The organism is Pedobacter sp. ok626 (assembly GCF_900100435.1).
Taxonomy (GTDB): Bacteria; Bacteroidota; Bacteroidia; order Sphingobacteriales; family Sphingobacteriaceae; genus Pedobacter.
The window spans coordinates 230,927-256,858 of sequence record NZ_FNEX01000008.1 but is presented as its reverse complement, the minus strand read 5'-3'; the positions used below and the strand labels follow the sequence as shown (position 1 = coordinate 256,858).

Sequence of the window (25,932 nt, the reverse complement as noted above, 5' to 3'; positions counted from 1 at the left end):
GTAAATGAAGGTACAGATGTAACCATTATTGCTACCGGCCACATGGTTTGGAAAGCAATTGAAGCTGGCGAAAAATTAGCGGAACTAGGCATCGATGCTGAAATCATCAATATCCACACGATTAAACCCTTGGATGAAGAAGCCATATTGAAATCAGTAAAGAAAACTGGCTGTGTGGTTACTTGTGAAGAGCATAACAAATATGGCGGACTGGGAGAAAGTGTTGCAAGATTGCTTTCAACAGAATTGCCGACTCCTCAGGAATTTGTTGCAGTAAACGATAGTTTTGGCGAAAGCGGTACACCTGATCAGTTGATGACCAAGTATGGCTTAGACAGCATTAACATTGTTGAAGCTGCCCAAAAGGTGATTAAAAGAGTCGGTTAATAGTAGCTATGGATTAAACATTTTTCCTATAAAAATAACCAAAACTCCCCTGTAAAGGTTGTTGCATAGCATAGCTTTATGCCATAGCCTAATTACGTGTATGATGATGAAAAATAATATTTTTGAATTTGATTTATCCATATTGAAAATGGAAAAAAAGGTTTGCTGCGCTATTTTATTTACGCTTTTTGCTGTAAATGCGTATGCTCAAGACCCAAACTTTCATGTTTATTTATGTTTCGGACAATCGAACATGGAAGGCCATGTCAGATTCGAGGCTCAGGATACCGTAAATATAAGTACCCGTTTCGAAGTATTACAAGCTGTGGATTGTCCCGAACTGGACCGGATAAAGGGAAATTGGTATGTTGCAAAACCACCACTAGCGCGCTGTAACACAGGTTTAACTCCCGTCGATTATTTTGGAAAGACATTGGTTGCCAAACTTCCGGAGCGGGTAAGGGTGGGGGTGATCAACGTCGCTGTCGGAGGATGTAAAATTGAGTTGTTTGATAAAGATCAGTACGCATCCTATATCTCTACCGCTCCGCAGTGGATGATTGGAATGATCAATCAGTATGATGGTAATCCTTATCTACGCTTACTGGAATTAGCGAAAAAAGCGCAAAGGGATGGTGTAATCAAAGGAATTTTGTTACATCAAGGTGAATCTAATACAGGTGATAGTTTATGGGTTAAAAAGGTGAAAAATGTTTATGATCACTTACTGAAAGATCTTAACCTGAAAGCAAACTCAATACCATTGTTGGCTGGGGAAGTTGTAAATGTGGATCAGGGAGGTATTTGCGCAAGTATGAATGAGATTATAGCCAGGCTACCAAGAACTATCCCGAATTCCTATGTCATATCTTCCAAAGGCTGTACGACTGTGGCGGATAAACTGCATTTTGACGCAGCTGGATATAGAGAACTTGGGAAGCGATATGCGGATAAAATGCTCGCTTTACTGTATGCTGTCAAGTAAAGGGGGTTACCAAAATTTATATAAAAACACCCAAAATGAATCAACTCTCAAAAATTAGGATGCTTTTCTTCGTGCTGTGCTACATGGCTGCCTCATTTAGCAAGGCACAGAATCCAATTGTACAAACCATCTATACCGCGGATCCAGCACCTTTGGTGTATAACGATACACTTTATCTCTATACCGGACAGGATGAGGATAAATCTACATGGTTTACCATGAAAGATTGGAGGTGTTATTCGACTACAGATATGGTGAACTGGACTGATCAGGGGGTGCCCCTTTCGCTTAAGAATTTTTCCTGGGCAGGAAAAGATGCATGGGCGGGGCAGTGTATTTTTAGAAATGGTAAATTCTATTGGTACGTTCCTGTAAATCAGTCTAATGGTGCTGGTATGGCTATTGGTGTGGCAGTTTCATCAAGTCCTACGGGGCCATTTACAGATGTGATCGGAAAACCGCTAATTCACAGTGGCAATGGAGATATTGATCCTAGTGTTTTTATTGATGACGACGGACAAGCATATTTATATTGGGGAAATCCGTATCTAAAATATGTCAAGCTAAATAAAGATATGATCTCCTATTCTGGAGAGATTATTACCGTTCCACTAAATAAAGAGGGTTTTAGCGTTCGCTTTAAAGATGCCGATAAAAGACCGTCTGCTTATGAAGAAGGGCCATGGTTATATAAACGCAAGGAACTGTATTATTTACTTTATGCGGCTGGTGGTGTGCCAGAGCATTTGGCTTATTCTACTGCGCCAACAGCTACGGGGCCCTGGACTTATCAGGACACAATCATGTCCATCATACCGAAAGGTGGGGCCTTCACTAACCATCCAGGTTTGGTAGATTATAAAGGTAAAAGCTATTTATTTTATCACAACGGTGCGCTACCCGGCGGTGGTGGATTTACCCGTTCTGTTTGCGTAGAAGAATTCAGCTACAATGAAGACGGGTCTATTCCCAGAATTCAAAACACTGTCAACGCTATTGTAAATGGTGTGGCTCATCTCGATCCTTTCAAGAAGGTTCAGGCAGAAACTATTGCATGGACAGCAGGGCTGGAAACAGAATTTGATAAGACTGTGGGTGTTTTTGTCACTGCGATTGATCATGGAGATTATATTAAAGTTCGTGATGTAGATTTTGGTGCCGGGGCAAAAACATTTAATGCTAGTGTGGCTTCAGCTATATCTGGATCGACTATCGAAATTCGTCTAGGTAGCCCTGTAGGAGACGTTGTGGGTTATCTAAATGTTAAAAACACCGGTGGCTTAAAAAAGTGGAAGACGCTGTCCTGTGCTGTCGATTCAGTGAAGGGGGTGCATGATTTATACTTTGTATTTAAAGGAAAGGGGACTGAGTTATTCAATTTTGATTGGTGGAAATTCAATAAATAGAAATGAAAGAAGATAATAAGTAAGTTACACACAAACAGAACCAAATATGATTAAATTAACGAAACGTTTACATCTCAGCACACTTCTCCTTGTCGGTGCTTCTTTTTTGTTAAATGCTCCTGTTTTCTCTCAGAAAATTATACAGCCTGCTGCTTCAGGCTTTGATGTTGAGATCACGAGCATACCACACGGTAAAATAGATACGATCAGTTACTATTCCAAAACGGTTGGTAACCATAGAAAAGCAATAACTTATACTCCTCCAGGGTATTCAAAAGGCAAGAAATATCCTGTTTTGTATTTGCTTCATGGAATTGGTGGAGATGAAAAAGAATGGTTAAACGGTGGTAAGCCACAGGTTATATTAGATAATTTGTATGCGGCAGGTAAACTGGAACCAATGATTGTGGTTATGCCTAATGGACGCGCTATGAAAGATGATCGAGCTATTGGTAATATCATGTCCAAAGATAAGATTGAGGCATTCTCAATTTTTGAAAAAGATTTACTGAACGACCTGATCCCCTTTGTCGAAAAGAAGTTCAGTGTTTTTAAAGATCGGGAGCACCGTGCTATTGCAGGATTATCTATGGGAGGAGGACAATCTTTGAATTTTGGTTTGGGTAATCTCCAGAAATTTGCCTGGGTTGGCGGATTTTCCTCAGCGCCAAATACAAAGCTACCTACAGAATTGGTACCTGATCCCAAAAAGACAAAGGATATGTTGAAGTTGTTATTTATATCATGTGGTGCCAGCGACAATTTAATTATCAATAGTAAGCGTACTCATGATTATCTTGTGCAAAATAAGGTGCCTCACATCTATTTTATTGAACCAGGAGTACATGATTTTAAGGTTTGGAAAAACGGATTGTACCTATTTTCTCAATTATTATTTAAGCCGGTTGATACTTCCTCTTTTTCTAAGTATCCGGTTAGTGGAGTACCTGCTCAAACTAATATTGGTTCAAATAGGTATCCCCAAATACTGTCTGACCACCGTGTTGTTTTCAACTTACAGGCACCTGAAGCAAAAAAGGTTCAGGTTGATCTGGGTAAAAAATATGATATGACTAAAAATGAATCGGGTAGCTGGACTGTCACTACTGATTCTATCGGGGAAGGATTTCATTATTATTCCTTAATTATTGATGGCGTTTCAGTAGCCGATCCTTCAAGTAAAACGTATTATGGAATGGGCAGGATGGCCAGTGGTATAGAGATTCCATTTGCTGGTGGAACGTATTATGCTTTGAAAGATGTGCCACATGGAGATCTTCACATTAAAAAGTATTTTTCAAAAAACACCAATTCCTGGCGTCAGCTTAATGTATATACCCCGCCTGGTTATGATGCCCAAGTTAATGACAAATACCCGGTACTTTATATTCTTCATGGGGGTGGTGAAGATGAAACGGGATGGGGGAGCCAGGGAAAAGCGGATTTGATTTTGGACAACCTTATCGCAACCCAACAAGCAAAGCCTATGATTATTGTGATGCCAGATGCTAATATTGGTGGCCCAGCTTTTGGTGAAGGCGGGCTAAAAACTTTTGAATCAGAGTTGAAAGATATTGTGATACCTTTAGTTGAGAAAAACTACCGAACAAAAAATGACGCGGGTAGTCGGGCCTTAGCTGGGCTATCTATGGGAGGAATGCATACGCTGTATACGGGAATCAAAAATACAGGTATGTTTGCTTATCTGGGGGTCTTTAGTTCGGGATGGGTTGTTCCCAGGCAAAATACTATAGCTGATGAGCAATATGCGTATATGAAGCTAAATAAAGATAAAATAAACAACAATCTTAAGCAATTATGGATTGCTATGGGTGGAAGAGAAGATATTGCTTACAATAATTGTCAACTTATGCTCGATCGTTTTAAGGATTTAGAAATCAATTATTCTTACCAGGAGTATCCAGGTGGCCATACTTGGCCAGTATGGAGGAATAATTTATACAAGTTTGCCTCATTATTGTTTATGTAATTTGATGATAAATATGATATAATGTTAAGTTTAAAAAAATCTTTAAATACCCATTGTTTTAGTAGTATAGCATGTAAAATTGTAGCGGCTGTCTTGTTTTTTAATGGACCGCTAAATGCTCAGGAAAAGTTATATCCAAACACGTTTCCGTTATCTCAGGTCACGTTGATAGATGGTCCTTTCAGTAAGGCCAGAGATCTTAACATTAAAACCTTATTGGCATATGATGTAGATCGTCTGTTGGCTCCATACCTTAAGGAAGCAGACATTCCGGCAAGGAAACCGAGTTATAAAAACTGGGAAGGATTAGATGGGCATATTGGCGGTCATTACTTAACAGCCTTGGCACTCAACTATGCATCGACTAAAAATCCGGAATGCAAAGTCCGGATGGATGATATGGTTGCAGAACTGAAAGCCTGTCAGCTTAAAAATGGGGCCAAACATCCTGAATGGGGTGTCGGTTATGTCGGCGGGGTTCCCAATAGTCTTGAAATATGGTCGACATTGAAAAAAGGAGATTTTAAAGCTTACCGTGCTGCATGGGTTCCCTGGTATAATGTACATAAAATGTACGCCGGATTAAGGGATGCCTGGCTATACGGAGGCAATCAGGATGCTAAAGACATCTTTTTGAAATTTTGTGACTGGGCAATTGATGTGACATCCGGGCTCTCAGAAAGTCAGATGCAGTCTATGCTGGATACCGAGCATGGTGGAATGAATGAAGAACTGGCAGATGCCTATCAAATCACTGGTGACAAGAAGTATATGGTTGCAGCAAAACGGTTTTCCCATCAACGGCTGCTAACGCCGATGGCAGCGGGTATAGATAACCTGGATAACCAACATGCCAATACGCAGGTGCCTAAGGCGGTTGGTTTTCAGCGTATTGCTGAACTGAGTCATGATGATCAATATACAAAATCCAGTAATTTTTTCTGGGAAACAGTAACTGGTAACCGTACACTCGCATTTGGTGGAAACAGCAGACGGGAATTTTTCCCGAGTGTAGCAGCAAGTACGGACTTTGTTAATGATGTTGAAGGACCTGAATCCTGTAATACCTACAATATGTTGAAGCTTACTGAGGGATTATTCAGGGAGCAACCCGATGCAAAATATGCCGACTTTTATGAAAGGGCATTGTACAATCATATCTTATCTACCCAACATCCTGAGCATGGAGGCTATGTGTATTTTACTCCGGTAAGACCGAGGCATTACAGGGTTTACTCTGCACCAAATGAAGCCATGTGGTGCTGTGTAGGAAGCGGGATGGAGAATCATGGCAAGTATAACGAATTTATATATACCCATAAAAAGGATTCCTTGTATTTAAATTTATTTATAGCTTCTACATTAAACTGGAAAGAGAAAAATATAACGTTAAAACAGGAAACATCTTTTCCTGATGAGGAGCAATCTACACTTACCATCACAAAAGGATCTGCAAAATTTACATTGATGCTGAGACACCCATCCTGGGTGAAGGAAGGAACTTTGCAGATTTTTATCAATGGTAAAGCGATCAGTTATAAGAAACTTCCCTCATCCTATATTGGCGTTCAAAGAACATGGAAAAAGGGTGATGTGATCAAAGTGATCATGCCCATGCAAACCACCATCGAGCAAATGCCGAATGTTCCTGAATATATTGCCATTATGCACGGGCCAATATTGCTGGCCGCCAAGACAGCGACAGAACAATTGAAAGGATTGGTTGCCGACGATAGCCGCTGGGGCCATATTGCCGGTGGACAAAAGCTGCCTGTTGATAAAGCACCCATCATTATAGAGGACAATGTTTCAGAAATTCCTGAAAAGATTGTGCCTGTAGAAGGACACGCGATGACTTTCTCGTTCGCTAATGAAAAGATTATAAATCCGGAGAAATTGGTGCTGGAACCTTTTTATCGTGTTCACGATTCAAGATATATGGCATATTGGATGAGGTTAACGCCCTTGCAATATGTTAATTACCTGGATTCGATTGCAAAAATAGAAACTGATAAACTTAACCTGGATAAACGGACCGTAGATTTTGTGGCCCCGGGTGAGCAGCAACCAGAAGTTGATCATGCATGGCGTCATGAAAACTCACGTACAGGCAGCAATGCAGATGAATTCTGGCGTGACGCTTACAATGGGGGATATTTTAGTTATAATATGTCCACACAAGGCCTTACAGATTTATTGCTGAATGTCCGGTACCAGATTGCCGCAACAGCGGGGAAAAAGTTTGAAATTTATGTTGATGACCAAAAGCTTAAAATTGTTGATCATACAGAAGAGACGCATAAACCCGGTTTTTATCACGAAGAATATCGTATTCCAGCTGAAATGTTAAAAGGGAAACAGCAGGTACGAATAAAATTCCTGTCGTTATCAGGGAAATCCACAGCGCCAATTTATCGTGTCAGACTGGTGAAAAGCGAATGATTAAAACGTACATTTTTACAACCAAATAAACACACACCAATGAAACTGGTAATTTTATCATTTAATTTAATCCTGTGTGCCCTTTTTTGTAGCGTGCAAAAGCAGGGCATTTACTCCATTTCCAGTCCCGACAAAAATATACAGGTAACCTGTACACCTGGTCAGGCAACGTATAATGTGAGTTATAAAGGGGAGGCCATCCTTATGGATTCCAAAATTGGTATCGTAAGAGAAGATACAGATTTTTCCAAAGATCTAAAGGTCATCAAAGTTTCTTCACCGCGCATCGTAAAAGATAATTATGTGATGGTCAATGCAAAAAAGAAAAATATCAGCTATACGGCAAACCAGGTAACCATAGCAACAAAAACTACTTCTGGAGATGAAATGAATATTATTTTTCAGGTATCAAATGATGGTGTTGCGTTTCGTTACGAGTTTCCCGGTCATGATGGGTTGATCAAAAAGATTAGTTCAGAAGCCACCAGCTTCCGGTTTCCTGAAGAAACCAGGGCCTGGATGCAGCCAAAAACTGAGGCCCAAACTGGCTTTGAACACACTAATCCATCTTATGAAGCCTATTATATGATGGATATCCCTGTAGGCACACCGTCAAACAGCAAGAACGGCTGGGTATATCCCGCATTGTTTAAGTATAAAAATGCCTGGATGTTGATTACGGAAGCAGGATTGGAAAGCAACTATTGTGGAACTGCGCTCCAGCAACTTTCAGCAGGTGCTGAATATAAGATCAACTTTCCGCAAGCACCAGAAAAAATTGCAGGAGGTACTTTGAACCCGGAATCGGCTTTACCCTGGAAAACCCCCTGGAGGATTATTGCAGTTGGCGATTTAAAAACAATTATGGAGTCGACACTGGGAACAGATCTCGCCTTGCCGGCAGTTAAAATGGATGCGTCTTTTATCAAGCCTGGTAAGGCGTCCTGGAGCTGGGTATTGGAAAAAGATGAGGCCACCATATATCCGGTACAGAAAAAATACATTGATTATGCTGCCGACATGAAATGGCAATATTGTCTTATTGATGCAAACTGGGACCAGACAATTGGTTACGACTCCGTGAAAATTTTGGCAGATTATGCTAAAGAAAAAAAAGTAGGCTTACTGCTCTGGTACAATTCTGCCGGAGATTGGAATACTGTAAAATTTACGCCAAGAAATAAACTTTTAACGCATGAAAGCCGTGTAAAAGAATTCTCTCGCTTGCAAAGCATGGGTATAAAGGGGGTAAAGATCGATTTTTTTGGAGGAGACGGGCAATCCATGATTGCTTATTACCACGATATATTAAGAGATGCTGCGGATTATCATTTATTGGTTAATTTCCATGGGGCCACACTCCCAAGAGGTTGGCAGCGCAGCTATCCTAATTTTATGACTGCTGAAGCTGTACACGGTTATGAAATGATAACTTTTGGTCAGGACGCCGCCAATAAGGCACCCGGGCATTCAGTGATGAACGCAATGGTACGTAATGTTTTTGATCCAATGGATTTTACGCCAATGGTATTGAATAAAATACCCGGAATAAAGCGCACAACTACAGCCGCATTTGAGCTGGCTACGGCCATTACATTTTTATCCGGTATTCAACATTATGCAGAAACTCCTGTCGGAATGAGTACTGTTCCTGTATTTGTAAAAGATTTTTTGAGAGCAGTACCTAATAGTTGGGAAGATGTGAAATTTATTGAGGGTTACCCCGGACAATTATATGTGGTTGCCAGAAAAGCTGGAAACAAATGGTATGTGGCTGGAATCAATGGGGAAAAGCTTGATAAGCAGTTGAGTCTGGACCTTGCATTTCTAAAAAATAAGGTAGGAAATGTCATCTCTTCAGGTAATGCTGATGATGGATATAACTCATTCGATCAAAAAAAGATCAGCATACCGGCAGATGGAAAAATCAAAGTTGATTTAAAGAAAAATGATGGCTTTGTAGCTGTTTTCGAATGAATTTAATTTCTGGTCATTTAACATATTAATTCAGCTAAGATGAAAAAGGTCATATCAAAAGTAATTGGCATCGTTGCTATAATTTTTTTATATACGCCACTTATTGCGCAGCAGCAGAACGCGCAGAATCCAGTTATTTTTGCTGATGTGCCGGACATGTCTATCGTACGCGTCGGCAATTCATACTACATGAGTAGCACAACAATGCACATGAGCCCTGGTTTACCGATCATGAAATCTGAGGACCTCATTAATTGGCGCATCATTAGCTACGCCTATGATGCGCTGGCTGATGTGGATGCGCTTTCACTAAATAACGGTAAGCAGGCATATGGTAAGGGGACCTGGGCAAGTAGCTTACGTCATCATAACGGTACTTTTTATGTAAGTACGTTTGCACAAACCACAGGTAAAACCTACATATATACTACAAAAGATATAGAAAAAGGCCCCTGGAAAGTTACGGCTTTCCAGCCAAGTCTACATGACCATTCCTTGTTTTTTGATGACAATGGCAAGGTCTACATGGTCTATGGTTCAGGGAAAATTAAAATGGTGGAGCTAAAGCCTGATCTTTCCGGAATTAATACTGCGGTACCGGAAAAGGTAATTATTGAGAACGCCGGTCTTCCATCCGGAAACAACGGTGGCTTACCGGCGGAAGGTTCTCAGTTGTTTAAAATAAGAGGGAAATATTATCTTTTTAACATCAGCTGGCCAAGAGGCGGAATGCGAACTGTGCTTATTCACAGATCAGACAATATTTCTGGTCCTTATGAGGGTAGGATTGGCTTGCAGGATATTGGAGTGGCGCAGGGAGGACTTATTGATCAGCCAAATGGCGAGTGGTTTGCCTATCTTTTCCGCGACGATGGTGCTGTTGGGCGGATCCCATATCTGGTGCCTGTTAAATGGAAAGATGGATGGCCGGTATTAGGTATAGCGGGTAAGGTTCCTGAAAGATTGGATTTGCCGGCAAGTAAAGGGTTAATACCCGGAATTGTAGCCTCGGATGATTTTAGCCCTAAGGCCGGTGACGCTGAACTTCCATTGGTGTGGCAATGGAACCACAATCCTGATGCAGGGCTTTGGTCAGTTAGAAAAAGAAAAGGTTTTTTACGGTTAACGACGGGGAGAATTGATAGTAATTTTCTGTTGGCAAAAAATACACTCACTCAACGTACCATCGGTCCCTATTCATCAGGAACGACTTCAATTGATGTATCTAAAATGAAAGATGGTGACTTTGCCGGGTTAGGTCTTTTGCAGCAAAATTACGGATTGATTGGTGTGAATATAGATGGTAAGGATAGATATGTGGTAATGATTGATGCGGGTACAGGCAAACCTATCGAAAAAGAACGCGTATTGTTAAAACAAAAGGTAATCTATTTCAGAGTAGATTGTGATTTTATAAAAAGGCGGGATGTAGCGAACTTTTTTTACAGTCTTGATGGAAAAAACTGGAAGGCAATAGGGACGCCACTAAATATGGCTTATACCATTCCCCACTTTATGGGATACCGCTTTGGCTTGTTTAATTATGCAAAAAAACAAACAGGAGGTTATGCTGATTTTGATTATTTCCATATTTCAGATCAGCCATCTGTGAAAAAATAATTTCCATAAAAAATAGAACAAATTTGCCTGTTTTTTAGTCAAATAATCTATTATAAATGTCGTATTTACGGTTATCTTGGGTTGTTAATTCATCTATAAATAACCATGAGAAAAGTTGTTCTAATTTTATTTTCTTGCCTGGCAGCAATGCTTGTCTTTTCCTACAAAAATTATAAGCGCGAGATCATTCCGCTTAAGGATATTTTTAAAGATAAATTTTATATAGGTGTTGCTTTAAATACGCGGAAAATATGGGGAAGAGATACGGCTGCTTTACAAATTGTAAATACACATTTCAATTCTGTAGTAGCTGAAAATTGCATGAAAATTAACGCTCTTCAGCCAAGGGAGGGGCACTTCCAGTTTAGAGAGGCTGACAAGTTTGTTGATTTTGGCCTGAGAAACAATATGTTTATTATCGGGCATAACTTAGTATGGCATTCACAAGCCCCGGACTGGTTTTTTAAAGATCATAATGGAGAGGAAGTTTCGCGGGAGGTTCTCATTGAAAGGATGAAAAAACATATCACAACTGTCGTGTCCAGATACAAAGGGCGGGTAAACGGTTGGGATGTAGTAAATGAGGCTGTATTAGATGATGGATCCTGGCGAAAGAGTAAATTTTACAGTATAATAGGAGAGGATTTTATACGGTTGGCATTTGAATTTGCCCATGCCGCCGATCCTATGGCAGAGCTTTATTACAACGATTTTTCGATGGCCCGGGAAGGAAAACGCCAGGGAGTTGTCAAGATGTTGCGCAAATTAAAGGCTGGGGGAGTGAAGGTTACTGGTGTCGGTATGCAGGGGCATTTAAGTCTTGATTATCCGAAAATAGCTGATTTTGAGAAAAGTATACTCGCTTTTTCAGCTGAAGGAGTTAATGTGATGATCACTGAGTTAGATATCACGGTGTTACCTACTCCGAGGCGAAATATGGGGGCTGATGTTAACCAGAACTACGCGTACAAAAAAGAGATAAATCCTTATACGGATGGCTTGCCAGAAAATGTAACTAAACAGCTGGCACAACGGTACATCGATTTTTTTAGATTGTTTTTAAAACATGAAGATAAAATAAGCAGAGTAACCCTATGGGGAGTTACTGATGCTGACTCATGGCTAAATAACTGGCCTGTTTTTGGTCGTAAAGATTATCCTTTATTGTTTGACCGGCAATATAAAGCAAAGCCATTTGTCCAGATGATTTCTCAAATTCCAGCAAAGGAATAGCAACTTAATTTTTGAGTTAAATGGCATCGATAACTTGCTCAGGAATTACTGAAGCGTGTTTTTTATGCCTTTGAACAAACCGGATATAAATTTGAACAATTGTGCTAGCCTTAAAATTGGAACTGTATTACATTCGGTAAACCTTATAACCAACTATAAACCAAGTTTTATGAAAAAAAACTACAACTATCCGGAGGAAGAATTTCGTCCTCATTCGAGCGTACCAGCTAAAAAATACAGTTTTTATCATCCTATGTATAATTAGGAGCTGTATATAATTATCCAAATTCTATTTCTTTTTAAATGATTTTAAATAATGGAAAAAAACACTAAAGTGGGTAATGATGCGCGCCACAAGTATTGTGGATATAAGCAGATGTTACCTGTAATGTACCTAACCTTGATGATTATCTTTCTTTTGATGGATACCGTCGCCGCGCAGCAACGGAAGAACATAAGGGGATCTGTAATTGATGACCAACGAAATCCACTGAGCGGAGCTACCATAACCGTGAAAGGAACTAAAATTAAGACCCAAACCAATTTGAAAGGCGAGTTTTCTATTGACGTACCTGATGATAGAAACATACTTACAATCGGATACATCGGGATGAAGACTCAGGATGTGAATATTGCGGGGAAAACAAATATAAAAGTAATAATGAGGGATGATAATGAGCAGTTAGGCGAAGTTATTGTTGTTGGGTATGGAACCCAGAAGAAAGCAAGTGTGGTGGGCGCAATTTCGCAGACAACCAGTGAGGTATTGGAAAGAACTGGTGGGGTTTCTAGTCTTGGTGCGGCCTTAACGGGAAATCTGCCAGGAGTAATCACGACAGCAAGTACAGGGATGCCAGGAGAAGAAGATCCACAAATTTTAATTCGTGGACGTAGTACCTGGAATAGCGCAAATCCACTAATCCTGGTTGACGGAGTAGAACGCTCCATGAACAACATTGATATCAGTTCGGTAGCCTCTGTTTCCGTATTGAAAGATGCTTCTGCTACAGCTGTATTTGGCGTGAAGGGGGCAAATGGTGTCATCCTGATCACAACAAAAAGAGGACGTGAAGGAAAAGCTGAAATCAGAGCAGCGATAAATACAACAGTGAAATCAGCATCTAAACTTCCTGGAAAGCTTGATTCTTACGATATGTTTAAAGCTCGTAACCGTACTATAGAATACGAACTGGCGCAGGCGTCCGGTGCCTGGACCTCTTATCTTCCTGAAGATATTATGCAAAAATATCGCTCACCGGCTAATCTTGAAGAGGCTGAACGCTATCCAAACGTGGATTGGGTAAACACTTTGTTCCGCGATAATGCAATGTCTTACAATGCCAATCTGAATGTGAGCGGTGGGACTCCCTTCGTTAAATACTTCTCTTCAGTTGATTATTTGGATGAGGGTGATCTTTTCAGAAGATTCCAGAACAACCGTGGATATGACGGAGGTTATAGCTTTAAGAGATTAAATGTTCGGAGTAACCTGGATTTTCAGTTAACACCGTCCACCGTCTTCAGAACTAATATTTCCGGCTCCAGGGGTACTTCAGAGAGACCATGGATAGATGTAAATCCTTATAATACCTGGACGGCGGCTTATTCTGCTGCGCCTAACCTCTATTTGCCTGTTTATTCCGATGGAAGCTGGGGGTATTACAAACCTAATGAACAACAAAGTCTGAACTCAGCACGAATAATGGCTACGTCAGGGCTTCAGCAAGTTACAACTTCACGTATCACCACCGACTTTACCCTTGATCAGAACCTTAATGCACTTTTAAAGGGCTTGAACTTCAAAGGTACGCTGTCTGTTGATAATACTTTCGTTGAGAATCAACGCGGCATTAATGATAGAAATAACGGTACACTCAGTAAATATATTGATCCTGAAACCGGAGTGGTATCTTATTCACAAACGAAAGATGCGGCTACCGAGTTGGAATGGAGGGAAACTACCCGCTGGGCGAGCAGTCCCGGTAGTGTAGATAACGGCGAAACCTATCGCAGAATGTTCTACCAGTTGCAGTTAAACTATGCAAAAACAATAGCCGATAAACATGACATTACAGCAATGGGGTTGTGGAGTCGTGATCAAAGTGCAAAAGGCAGCATGATTCCATATTATCGTGAAGATTGGGTATTTCGTACAACTTATAGCTATGCTGGTAAATACAGCTTGGAGTACAATGGAGCTTACAATGGATCCGAAAAATTCGGTTCGGATTTTCGTTTTGAATTCTTTTCTTCAGGAGGACTTGGCTGGATGATCTCTGAAGAGAAATTTATGAAGCCATTAAAATTCATCAACAGATTAAAACTGCGTGGGTCGTATGGAGCGATTGGTGATGATAGCGGTGCCCCAAGATTTGCATTTCAAACCAATTGGACATTTAATGGTCAAGCGCCAGCTCCTAATGGTACAACTCCGATGGGAACTACAGGCGAATCTGCAGAACAAAGTCCCTATAACTGGTACAAAGAGGCCAGTATAGGCAATCCAAATGTTCGCTGGGAGCGGGTAGTTAAAAAGAATATTGCGCTTGACTTTGGGTTTTTCGGAGACGTGCTTAGCGGAAGTATTGATTTCTTTCAGGATGACCGAAGCGATATTCTTACCGGTACAAATCGTGCTGTACCATCATACTATGGGGCTAAGCCTCCTACCTTTAATAAGGGGAAGGTTCAATCAAGGGGATTCGAAATTGATGTCCGCGTCAATAAAAAAATAACCAATGATCTTCGCTTGTGGGCAAATCTCAATTATACACATGCAAAAAATAAAGTGACTGATGCGGATGTTGCCGACCTGTTGCCGCTGTATTCAAAACCTTTAGATAAACAGATTGGTCAGGCCTATTCGTATGTAAGTCAAGGTTATTACAATACCTGGGATGAGCTGTATGCGAGTACCATGCACAATGCAAACGACCAACAGAAAATTCCTGGGAATTATCATATTCTTGATTACAATGCTGATGGTATTATTGATGCAAACGATAACATTCCCTATGGATATTCCGGAGCGCCTCAAAATACATATAATGCAACAATCGGTTTTGACTGGAAGAATTTTAGTGTATTTGCCCAATTTTATGGGGTTAACAATGTGACTCGTCAGGTGGTGCTTGGAACCTTTTCGGGAAAAAATACAGTGGCCTACGATGAGGGTTCTTATTGGTCAAAGGATAACATTAATCCAGATGGTCCGATGCCTCGTTGGGAAACGACACCGGCTGGATTTTATACTGCCGACAGGTATATGTACGACGCATCCTATATACGGTTAAAAAATGCGGAGATCGCTTATACATTCAGACAAGACTGGATCAAAAAAGCAGGTGTCTCAAGTTTAAGGGTGTTTTTAAATGGAAATAACCTGCATGTCTGGACAAAGATGCCTGATGATCGCGAGGCGAATTACCAGGGATCAGGTGGTCAGGGCTGGGCCTCTCAGGGAGCTTACCCTACTGTAAAGCGTTATAACCTTGGTGTTAATATCACCTTCTAATTAAGATTGTTATGAGAAAATATATAAAACGCCTATTGTTCGTAGGAATCGTCTGGTCTTTAGCCGGAATGGTTTCCTGTAAAAAATATTTAGACAGAGATCCCGAAGCAAATGTTTCGGCAGAAACAGCATTTAAAGATTTCCGTAGTTTTCAGGGTTTTACCGAGGAACTTTACAATTGTATTCCAGATTTTACCAATCGTTATTGGACGAATAGCTGGAACTGGGGAGATGATGAGATTCAGTCGACCGTACAGAATTTTCATCTTGTAAATAAAATTGACAACGGTGATTTCTGGGGTTGGCAAAGGGAATTTGATGGCTGGGGTGCCGGATTTATGGATTATGCGAGTCCCACTGGCGGCCCCAGTGCCAATACCGACAATGACAGGATGACAAAAGGCTTGTATCCTTTAGCTTGGTATGGAATACGTAAAGCCAATCTGGGTTTGGAGAACATGAATCTGTTAGTCAATGCAACGGATGAAGAGCGTAGTTTAATTAAAGGACAGTTGCTTTTTTTTAGGGGATGGTTTCATTTCATGTTGATGCAATACTTCGGAGGCTTGCCATATGTAGACCGTGTATTGCCTTCAGATGAACAACTGCGACTGCCTCGTTTAAAGTATCAGGAGTGTGCGGAAAAAGCTGCCCAGGATTTCAGGGCTGCAGCTGATCTTTTACCGATCAACTGGGATAATACAAATGCCGGGGTTCAGACTTTCGGAAAAAATCAGTTGCGTATCAACAAAATTATGGCTTTAGGCTATTTGGGCAAAAACTATCTGTGGGCGGCCAGTCCATTGATGAACCTTGAGTCTGGTGGAGGCAAAACTTACAATGTGGAGTTAAGTAAAAAGGCTGCAGTAGCATTTGCAGAGTTACTAACCTTAACTGAGAGTGGTGTGGCACCTCATAAATTAATGCCGTTTGCACAGTATAGTACAAATTTTTATACCATAGGGCAGAATTTTTTGATTCCAGGAGGAACTGAAGCCATTTTTACTGGTCCTTACTGGGGAGCGCATGGCTCTACCTATGGTACCGCAAAGCAATACACTCCTGCTATTGTAGGGGCTGACGCCCTTGTATTTGCACCTACAGCAAATTATGTAAACTTTTATGGTATGAAAAATGGTTTGCCGATAGCAAATTCGGCTCAGGCAGACCCTTCAGGTTCAGGATATGACCCACAGTCGCCTTGGCTTAACCGTGATCCCAGGTTTTACAATGACATTGTATATGATGGGGTTAAAATTGTTCAGGGTACCCTGGCTACCAATATGGAACCGCACCGGTATGCGAATCTATATACAGGAGGAAGTTACCGGGATGAGCGTTCGGGCAGCCGAACAGGATATATGCTTTACAAATTTGTTCCAATAACTGCAAACAACTTTGATCAAGGCTGGAATTACGGACAGAATTTAAACATTAAAGTTCCTTATATGCGTCTGGCCGACATCTATCTGATGTACGCAGAAGCCGTAGCAAATGGTTATGGAAATCCTACTGCCATGGCTCCCGGTTTTAGTAAAACGGCAGTAGGTGCAATTAATGTAATTCGTGACCGGGCTGGGGTTGGGCATGTTGCAGCACAATATTTGGGTTCAACCGATGAGTTTATGAAAGAAGTAAGACGTGAACGTGCTGTTGAACTTGCCTTTGAGGGACATCGGTTCAATGACCTTCGCCGCTGGCACTTATTGGCCGAAGTACCTTATACTTTGAAAACAGCAGCAGAATTTGATCGGGCAGTCCCATTAAATCCGACAACAGATACGAAACTTAACAAAGTGGTGAACTATCGTGAACGCTTAATCTTGCAGCGACCATTTACTGAAAAGCATTATTGGTTGCCATTAAAGAGAGCTGACGTGAATATGTATCCGGAGTTTTTTCAAAATCCAGGCTGGTAAGTAGTTCATGATTTATAAATCAGATAATTAAAGACAAGAATGATGAAATATTTAAGAAAAGCAATGGCCTTGTGCATCTTACTTACGTTAGTTACTGGCGTAAGTAAGGGGCAGGATGCCGTTAAAATATCTATAAAAGCCATTGTCCGCGGCTCAAATGGGGAACCAATAAAGAGGGCCGAAATAACATACGAAGCTGATAACATAGTTGTGATATCTAATCAATCAGGTATGTTTTCTATGGAGGTACCTGATAAAACTGTACTGACAGTAAGTGCAGCAGGTTATAAGAGCTCCTTTGTTATCGCAGCCCCGGATTTGAAACAAATCACTTTAACCCAGGAAGACAGGCTTGTTCCAATCGGTTTCAGAAGTGTGGATGAGCGTGAACTTCCGCTGGGCGTGTCAAATGTGAACGTTTCAAACCTGTTTGAGAAAAACTATATGACCAATGGACTCGAAAACATGGAAGCTTTTGCGCCAGGTTTTTCGCCAGGTTTTAATGTGAATAACCTTTGGGGTATGAGTACTTCTTTAATATTGGTTGATGGTGTACCTCGTGACATCAGTAGTATTACAGCTAATGAGATCGATCAGATTACGTTTCTTAAAAGTGCTGCTGCTGTTGCGCTTTATGGAAGTCGTGGCGCCAAAGGGGTAATTTTGGTATCTACGAAAAGAGGTACAAACTCGAAGCAAAAAATCACGGTCCGTGGTAACGCTGGAGTGAATGTTCCTAAGCGGTTTCCTGAATATCTTGGTTCCTCAGAATATATGAGCCTATATAATGAAGCGCTGACAAATGATGGGTTGGCTCCAATATACACTCCAGAAGCAATATATAACCATTCAGGAGGAAACCCGTACCGTTATCCAAATGTGGATTACTACTCGTCTGAGTATCTAAAAAGTAGTTACGGACGATACGATGTTGTTACGGAGATTTCTGGGGGTAACGAACGAGCTCGTTATTACACCAATGTTGGATTCAATTCTTCAGGTTCTCTATTAAATTTTGGAGAGGCTAAAAATAATGGGACGACAAACCGCTTTAATATACGCGGTAACGTGGATATGCAATTAACTAAGGTGTTAAAAGCAAGAGTAGATGCAAGCGCTGTCTTTTCCAATGGAGGTGGTGTAAATACAAATTATTGGTCAAGTGCTGCAACTTTGCGTCCTAACTTGTTTGCTCCCCTTATTCCAATTAGTTTGTTAGAAGAAAGTGATGCCGCCGGTTGGGCAATGGTTAATACTGCAAAACTCATAGATGGTAAATATGTTTTGGGTGGAACGCAGATCAATCAGACAACCCCTTTCGCTGCCATTTACGCGGGTGGTAACAATAACTTTGTACAGCGGGAATTTCAGTTTACTACCGGAATAGATGCTGATCTAAGCGGTATATTAAAGGGGCTGACATTTAATACCAGTATGGGGATTGATTATGCTAACAGATACAATCAAGGCTATCGGAATGGCTATGCAACCTATCAGCCGAGCTGGACAACTTATTCAGGTTCAGATTTGATTTCCAGCTTGACTCGTTGGGGAGAGGATACAAAGTCAGGGGATCAAATTATTGCCGATAGTTGGTACAGGCAAACGATTTCGCTATCCAGTCAACTGAATTATAATACTTCTATAGACGATCGCCATAACATTTCTGCTTTAATTCTGGGTGCAGCCTATCGTCAGGCACAATCTCAAATCTACCAGCCTGTTACAAACTCAAATTTGGGCTTGCAGCTAGGGTATAATTTCAGCCATAAATATTATGCTGAATTCACAGGTGCCATTGTGCGTTCGCCAAAAATGCCTCCAGGAAATCGCGTAGCTTTTTCACCAGCTGGTTCGATAGGCTGGAAAATTAGTGAGGAACCTTTTTTGAAATCACTGTCATTTATTGACAACTTAACGCTTACTGCATCCGCAGGTATATTGAATACCGATCTTGACTTCGATGAGTACTTCGCATATGAGAGTATTTATACAGCAACAGGGGGTAACTGGTTTGGCTGGAACGACGGTGCGGGAACGCAATCCTTCGATTCTCGTCGCGGAACCAATATGAATTTAACATTTGCACAAAGGAAAGAAATCAGCCTGGGCCTGCAAGGGTCGATGTTTAATAACCAGATTAGCTTTAGCGCCAACTTCTTTAGGAATAGCATAACGGGGATAATTGGCCAGAACAATGTTTTGTATCCAAATTATTTTACGCAGGGATTTCCAAGCTCTTCATTTGTTCCCTATAGCAATTACAATGGTGATCAACGTACTGGTCTGGATTTTCATTTAAATTTTAACAAACGTATTGGTGAGGTTAACTGGACTATAGGTGCGTCAGGTACTTATTATACCACTAAAGCAACAAAACGTGCGGATATTTATACTTATGAAAATACTTATCAATATCGTCAGGGTAAACCGATCGATGCGATCTGGGGCTTGGTGAGTGATGGGTTTTACATGAATGCAAGCGAGGTTGCAGCTGCAGACGGCATCAACCAGGCTAAACCTGCATTTGGTTCAACTTTAGCACCGGGTGACATCAAGTACAAAGATCAGAACGGTGATAAAGTTATAGATGATGAAGACCAGGTTTATCTTGGGCGTGGAGGCTGGTTTGGTGCACCATTAACCCTGGGACTGAACCTGACTGCAAAGTGGAAGGATTTTACATTTTTTGCTGTGGCAACCGGACGTTTTGGTGCTTCTGCGATGAAAAATGACAATTATTTCTGGGTAAATGGAAGTGACAAATATTCTTCCGTAGTACGCGACCGATGGACTGAGGAAACTAAAAATAAGGCAAGCTTTCCACGATTGACCACCTTAAACGGGGATAACAATTTCAGGGCATCTGATTTCTGGATGTATAGCGCAGACCGGTTTGATCTGTCAAAAATTCAGATCTCTTACACGGTTTCAGACAAGCTGCTGAAGAGCAAAGTGCTTAAAGAACTGGGAATCTATGTTGCGGGTTTTAACTTGTTGACTGTAGCGAAGGAGAAAGAAATAATGGAGATGAATTTTGGTGGTTCTCCACAGACCAGATTATACAATCTGGGTATAAAGGCAATGTTTTAATTTGAATAAAATATTAGAAAGATGAACAGAATTTTATTACTATTAATAGGTTTCTTTTTTACCCTATCAGGTTGTAAAAAGTTTACCGAACCTGCTCCTCAAAATAATGGAAATTTTGAGAATATCTACGACGAGCCAGCGTTAGCCCATGGATTATTACTTAACGGGTATACCCGGCTTCCTACAAATGGCTGGTCTTTTAACGACGTGGCTACAGACGATGCCGTAAGTAATGATATTAATAATAATTACCGAAAAATTGCCACAGGGCAGTGGTCAGCTATGTTTAATCCACTTGATCAGTGGACAAATTCAAGAGCAGGTATCCAGTATTTAAACATATTTCTTGCCGAGGCCGACAAGGTGACCTGGGATTCTAAAGATCCTATGTTGAATAGGATGTTTAACGACAAACATAAGGGTGAAGCCTATGGATTGCGCGCTTACCTGATGTATTATATGCTTCAGGCGCACGCAGGATGGGCAGGAGGTGTTTTATATGGTTTTCCTTTGGTTCTGGAGCCAGAAACGCCAGAGTCAAATTTTAACCAGCCAAGAGCTACATTCGAAGCCTGTATAAAGCAAATTTACAGCGATCTGGATAAGGCAGAAGGGCTGCTCCCTACTGATTATAAGGATATTGCCAATGCAGCAGAGATTCCCCAAAAATATAACGGGATTAAGGTAGAAACTTACAATAGGGTTTTTGGTAAATTCTTTAACCAGCGGCTGACTGCCCGGATTGCTAAGGCAATTCGTGCGAAGTCGGCGCTGATGGCTGCAAGTCAGGCATACAGTGCCGGAAATACCACAACATGGACTGAAGCTGCTAATTACACAGCTCAGGTTTTGCAGCTTAATGGCTGGCTTACTAATTTAGATCCGAATGGCGTTACCTGGTATACTAATATAGCTGAAATTGATGCCTTAGCCTCAGGTGCTAGTCCCAGGGAAGTTCTATGGAGAACCAATATTGGCTCAAGCAGTGATCTGGAAGCCGCTAATTATCCACCTACCTTATCTGGACAGGGACGTCTTAATCCTACACAGAATCTGGTTAATGCGTTTCCAATGTCAAATGGTTACCCTATTACAAATGCAGCATCTAGTGGCTATAATGCTTCCACTCCTTATATAGGTCGTGATCCACGTTTAGCTAAGTATATTGTTTATAATGGAAATACCATTGGGCCAACAAATAAAGTAATTAATACTACGATAGACTTGACCACCAATGATGACGGGTTAAACAGAAGGGAAACCTCTACCAGAACGGGTTATTATATGCGAAAATTATTAAGGCAGGATGTAAGTTTGAATCCAACAGTCAATAATCAAAAGCACTACAGACCACATATCCGTTATACCGAATTGTTTTTGAATTATGCAGAGGCAGCGAATGAAGCGTGGGGGCCTATGGCCAATGGCGGCAATCCAGTTTCAGCTTATGATGTGATTAAGGCTATTCGTGCCAGAGCTGGTGTCGGGACTACAAACGGAGATGCCTATCTGGAATCCATCAAAGCAGATAAGGATGCGATGAGAACATTAATCAGGAACGAGAGAAGGCTGGAGCTTGCCTTTGAAGGTTTTCGTTTCTGGGATTTGCGGAGATGGAATGCAAACTTAAGTGAGGCAGTAACAGGTGTGAGTATTTCAGCAAGCACTTATCAACCGATAAATGTAGAGGCGAGAAACTATCAGGATTATATGAGATTCGGACCAATTCCCAATAGTGAACGGTTGAAATATAATGCTTTACAGCAAAACAATGGATGGTAGTATTTATTAAAAACAAATTATTAAGATGAAAAATCTACTTTATATATCACTCGTACTCCTATCAGCACTTGGTTCCTGCAAAAATCAGGAAATGGAGTTTCCTGACTTCGATACGCAGTCAGTCTATTTCGCTTATCAGACACCAATCAGAACGATTACCCTCGGGGAGGATATTTTCGATACTTCATTGGATAACCAGCATAAGATTCAGATCATGGGCACTTTAGGCGGTGTGTATGAAAATAAAAAAGAGATAACTATTGGGATTTCCGTTGATAACTCAATGACTCAGGGGCTGTCATTTGGACCTCCATTGAGCGGCATAGTAAGGGCGATGCCGGCTAACTATTATACATTAGCCTCTGACAAGATCGTTATTCCCAAAGGGAAAATAATTGGGGGTGTAGAAGTACAGCTTACTGATGCTTTTTTCGCAGACCCTTTATCAGTAAACACAACCTATGTTATTCCACTAACGATGACTAATGTTGTTAACGCGGGCTCGATATTGCCGGCTAAAAAGTCTACCATGTATGCCGTTAAGTACATCAATCCATGGACGGGGTATTACCTGCGCAGGGGTAAGGATACATTTGTAGGCAAAGGTGGTAATACTTCGTTGAATAGTATGGTGGTACGTCACATGCAATATGTAGAGAAGGATGAGATAAACAAATTAAACACGCTGGCGCTGAATAAGGCTGCCTTTCCGGTAACATTTAAAGGCAGCGGCGGGGTAAATATAGACCGTATTTTGGTGTTGACTTTTGACAATAGTGGTAACTGTACCGTGGCAGCAGGTGATGGCAGTTTTACAGCCACCGGAACTGGAAAGTTTGTAAAAAGAGGGGAGAAAAATAGCTGGGGTAATCAGGATCGTGATGCACTTTATCTGAATTATCAGGTTGATCTGAACGACAGAACAGTAACCTCTGTAGATACGCTTGTTATGCGCGATCGTGGAGTTAAGGCAGAGACCTTCCTATTAGGGGTCAATTAATTTTTAATCTAATAATCGGGATTTATGAAACCATTTTACAAAATAGCACTGAGCGTGGTTGCGTCTGTAGTGTTTGCTTCCTGCCATAAATATGAGGCGCTCGACTTTCATGTTGATAAGCCGGTAACTTTCGCTGCCCAGGAGGAAATAGATGCTTACCAAGGTTTAAAAACTTATGTGGACAGAAATACAAATCTTAATTTTAAATTAGGTGCAGGAGCCTCGTTACAGGAATATGTTTCCAAAGGGGTAATGTATAGACTTTTGAATAGTAATTTCGATGAAATCACACTTGGCTATGAGATGAAACATGGTGCTGTTGTGCAGGCCGATGGGAGTACATCGCTAAAGAATGTTCAATCGCTATTGAATACTGCTACAAGCGCGGGTATTTCCGTTTTTGGGCATACGCTTGCCTGGCATGCCAACCAGAATGCAACCTATTTAAATAAATTAATAGCCCCGGTTGTCATACCTTCAAGTGGTGGCCCCACATGGGATTTGGTAACCGCTGCAGATTTTGAAACTGATAATGCTGCAAATTATCAATCCAATACGAATGCAGTAGCCTCATTCAGCGCTATAGGTGAGGGTAAAGGCGGAGTGGGTAGAGCCCTGAAAATAACTAATGCAAGTGTTAGAGCCAATGATTATGACGCGCAGTTGTTTTTGAAGTTTTCTCCAGCTGTAAAAGCAGGTGAAAAATATGAGCTTAAGATGGATGTGCGTTCAGATGCTCCTGCATCTTACAGTACCCAGGCGCATACCACTCCTGGTGCTTACAAACATTATGCATTTTTTGGATCAATTTCTTCTACTCCTACCTGGACTACCTACACCTATGTCGCAGACATTAACACGGACATGGCAACAAGTCAGACAATCGCCTTTAATCTGGGCAAAACAGCTACGACTTATTACTTTGATAATATAAGATTAACAAAATACAATCCACTTGGCGGATCTACCACCATAGAAAAAACTGCCGATGAAAAGAAAACGCTGGTGAGTGCTGCGCTTGAAAAGTGGATTAAGGATATCGTAACGGTTTCTAAAGGGCAGGTCAAGGCCTGGGACGTAGTTAATGAACCAATGGATGATGGGAGACCAGCCGAACTTAAAACGGGTGTAGGAAGGACCGATTTAGCAGCTGATGAATTTTATTGGCAGGACTATATGGGTAAAGATTATGCTTTAAAAGCTTTTCAGTGGGCCAGACAGTATGGGAATGCAACGGATATTCATTTTATCAATGATTATAATCTGGAATATAGCATCGATAAATGTAAAGGTTTGATTGCGTATGTCAAATATCTTGAAGATAAAGGTGCTAGAATTGACGGGATAGGCACACAAATGCACATTGTCGCTACTTCAAATAAGGCAAAGATTGACGAGATGTTCACCTTGTTGGCAGCAACCGGTAAGTTGATAAAAATATCTGAATTGGATATGGGGTTTGAAGGGAGCATAAAAACTGCGCAGGTTACTCCACAACAATATGCCGCACAGGCAGAAATGTACAAATATGTTGTGAAAAGATATTTTGAGCTTATCCCTGCCGCTCAGCGCTATGGAATAACCATCTGGGCCCCTCAGGATAGCCCAGCTAGCTCAAGCTGGAGAGCGGGTGAACCAATCGGTTTATGGACAGAAGGTCTTGTTAGGAAACCGGCATATGTCGGTGTAGTTGAAGGTCTAAAAAATAAATAGTAATAAAACGCTCAAACCGATACCGGGAGTTACTTGTTTAGTTTCTTCCGGTATTTAAATTGAACTTGGGAAAGTTACTACGATGATTTGCGAATCAATGCTTGTTTAACAATTCAATTTTTTAACACAATGCCAGTGAATAATGCTCTAAAAATATTTGCCGCTTTGGTCCTGTCTACAGCTTTAGAATTCCCCGCATTGGCCCAGACCGGGGACGATAGTTTGTTTGTAACACAGGTATCTCAAAAGGCTATCAGTGGTTTATTGAATTTGCAAAAAACAGACGGCCCGCTATATAATGGGGAGATGCATTACCCCCATCCAAAATTTAAAAATGGCGGACATGCTTCATTTATCAATAGTAGTTACACAAAGGGAACTATCGTTTATGATGGTCTAACATATAAAAATATGAGTGTGATGTATGACCTGATACGTGACCAGTTGTTACTTTTAAATGCCGACAGCAGCGGAGGAATTGTAGTCCAGCCAGAGCATGTAGAGCGCTTTTCTCTGCATAATCACAACTTTATAAATTTTAAACCTGGAACTGTGCCTAAAAATATTGCTCCTGGCTATTATGACCTACTTTATGAAGGACGAATAACATTACTGGCCAAAAGAGTAAAAAAGGTGACTGAAAATGTAACTCAATATATTGAGAAAGAAGTGGAACAGACAGTGAGTTATTACCTGCTAAAAGATTCAGTTTACACTCGAATCAAAGGTAAACAAGACATAGTCACACTGCTTAACGCCACTCAAAAGGAAAATCAGGATTATATAAAGGCCAATAAGCTGGATTTTAATGGGAATAGGGAGGAGGCGTTTTTGAGATTGGTAAGTTTTCATGATTCATTAAAGCAGTAGT

At 40.9% G+C, this 25,932-nt stretch carries 15 protein-coding genes; all 15 read left to right on the top strand.

Features of this window, described 5'->3' with window-relative positions; all coding sequences use genetic code 11:
* On the top strand, nt 1–387 hold a 387-nt coding region (locus BLS35_RS13680; RefSeq protein WP_305790699.1), incomplete at its 5' end, for a transketolase C-terminal domain-containing protein.
* Between the two features lie 148 nt (nt 388–535).
* Complete coding sequence (locus tag BLS35_RS13675) at nt 536–1,372, top strand: sialate O-acetylesterase (protein ID WP_090781921.1); 837 nt, start codon at nt 536–538, stop codon at nt 1,370–1,372.
* A gap of 35 nt (nt 1,373–1,407) precedes the next feature.
* Nucleotides 1,408–2,778: a glycoside hydrolase family 43 protein gene (locus tag BLS35_RS13670; RefSeq protein ID WP_090781875.1), complete on the top strand. Its 1,371-nt coding sequence runs from the start codon at nt 1,408–1,410 to the stop codon at nt 2,776–2,778.
* A 46-nt stretch (nt 2,779–2,824) separates the two neighbouring features.
* Nucleotides 2,825–4,768 carry an alpha/beta hydrolase-fold protein gene (locus BLS35_RS13665; RefSeq protein WP_090781873.1) on the top strand — a complete coding sequence of 648 codons (1,944 nt, stop codon included), beginning with the start codon at nt 2,825–2,827 and terminating at the stop codon, nt 4,766–4,768.
* Between the two features lie 21 nt (nt 4,769–4,789).
* A complete protein-coding gene (locus BLS35_RS13660; RefSeq protein ID WP_090781871.1) occupies nt 4,790–7,210 on the top strand; it encodes a glycoside hydrolase family 127 protein in 2,421 nt (806 codons plus the stop codon).
* Nucleotides 7,211–7,249: 39 nt separating this feature from the next.
* Nucleotides 7,250–9,187 carry a glycoside hydrolase family 97 protein gene (locus tag BLS35_RS13655; protein WP_090781869.1) on the top strand — a complete coding sequence of 646 codons (1,938 nt, stop codon included), beginning with the start codon at nt 7,250–7,252 and terminating at the stop codon, nt 9,185–9,187.
* 39 nt (nt 9,188–9,226) lie between these two features.
* Entirely contained in the window at nt 9,227–10,807 is a 1,581-nt protein-coding gene (locus BLS35_RS13650) for a glycoside hydrolase family 43 protein (protein WP_090781866.1), read from the top strand.
* Nucleotides 10,808–10,912: 105 nt separating this feature from the next.
* The gene (locus BLS35_RS13645) at nt 10,913–12,040 is read left to right on the top strand and encodes an endo-1,4-beta-xylanase (RefSeq protein WP_254778875.1); all 1,128 of its coding nucleotides are present in this window, start codon (nt 10,913–10,915) and stop codon (nt 12,038–12,040) included.
* Nucleotides 12,041–12,356: 316 nt separating this feature from the next.
* Nucleotides 12,357–15,554 carry a SusC/RagA family TonB-linked outer membrane protein gene (locus BLS35_RS13635; RefSeq protein ID WP_175459601.1) on the top strand — a complete coding sequence of 1,066 codons (3,198 nt, stop codon included), beginning with the start codon at nt 12,357–12,359 and terminating at the stop codon, nt 15,552–15,554.
* An 11-nt stretch (nt 15,555–15,565) separates the two neighbouring features.
* Nucleotides 15,566–17,473, top strand: coding sequence for a RagB/SusD family nutrient uptake outer membrane protein (locus BLS35_RS13630; protein WP_090781859.1), 1,908 nt, complete (start codon nt 15,566–15,568; stop codon nt 17,471–17,473).
* Nucleotides 17,474–17,512: 39 nt separating this feature from the next.
* Nucleotides 17,513–20,566 (top strand): SusC/RagA family TonB-linked outer membrane protein, encoded by a 3,054-nt coding sequence (locus BLS35_RS13625; protein WP_207909109.1) that lies wholly within the window; start codon nt 17,513–17,515, stop codon nt 20,564–20,566.
* A 21-nt stretch (nt 20,567–20,587) separates the two neighbouring features.
* On the top strand, nt 20,588–22,348 hold the full coding sequence (locus tag BLS35_RS13620) for a RagB/SusD family nutrient uptake outer membrane protein (RefSeq protein ID WP_090781857.1): 1,761 nt from the start codon (nt 20,588–20,590) through the stop codon (nt 22,346–22,348).
* 25 nt (nt 22,349–22,373) lie between these two features.
* The gene (locus BLS35_RS13615; RefSeq protein WP_090781855.1) at nt 22,374–23,348 is read left to right on the top strand and encodes a DUF5627 domain-containing protein; all 975 of its coding nucleotides are present in this window, start codon (nt 22,374–22,376) and stop codon (nt 23,346–23,348) included.
* A 24-nt stretch (nt 23,349–23,372) separates the two neighbouring features.
* Complete coding sequence (locus BLS35_RS13610; protein WP_090781853.1) at nt 23,373–25,061, top strand: endo-1,4-beta-xylanase; 1,689 nt, start codon at nt 23,373–23,375, stop codon at nt 25,059–25,061.
* A gap of 135 nt (nt 25,062–25,196) precedes the next feature.
* Entirely contained in the window at nt 25,197–25,931 is a 735-nt protein-coding gene (locus tag BLS35_RS13605; protein WP_132225985.1) for a hypothetical protein, read from the top strand.
* Nucleotide 25,932 lies beyond the last annotated feature (1 nt).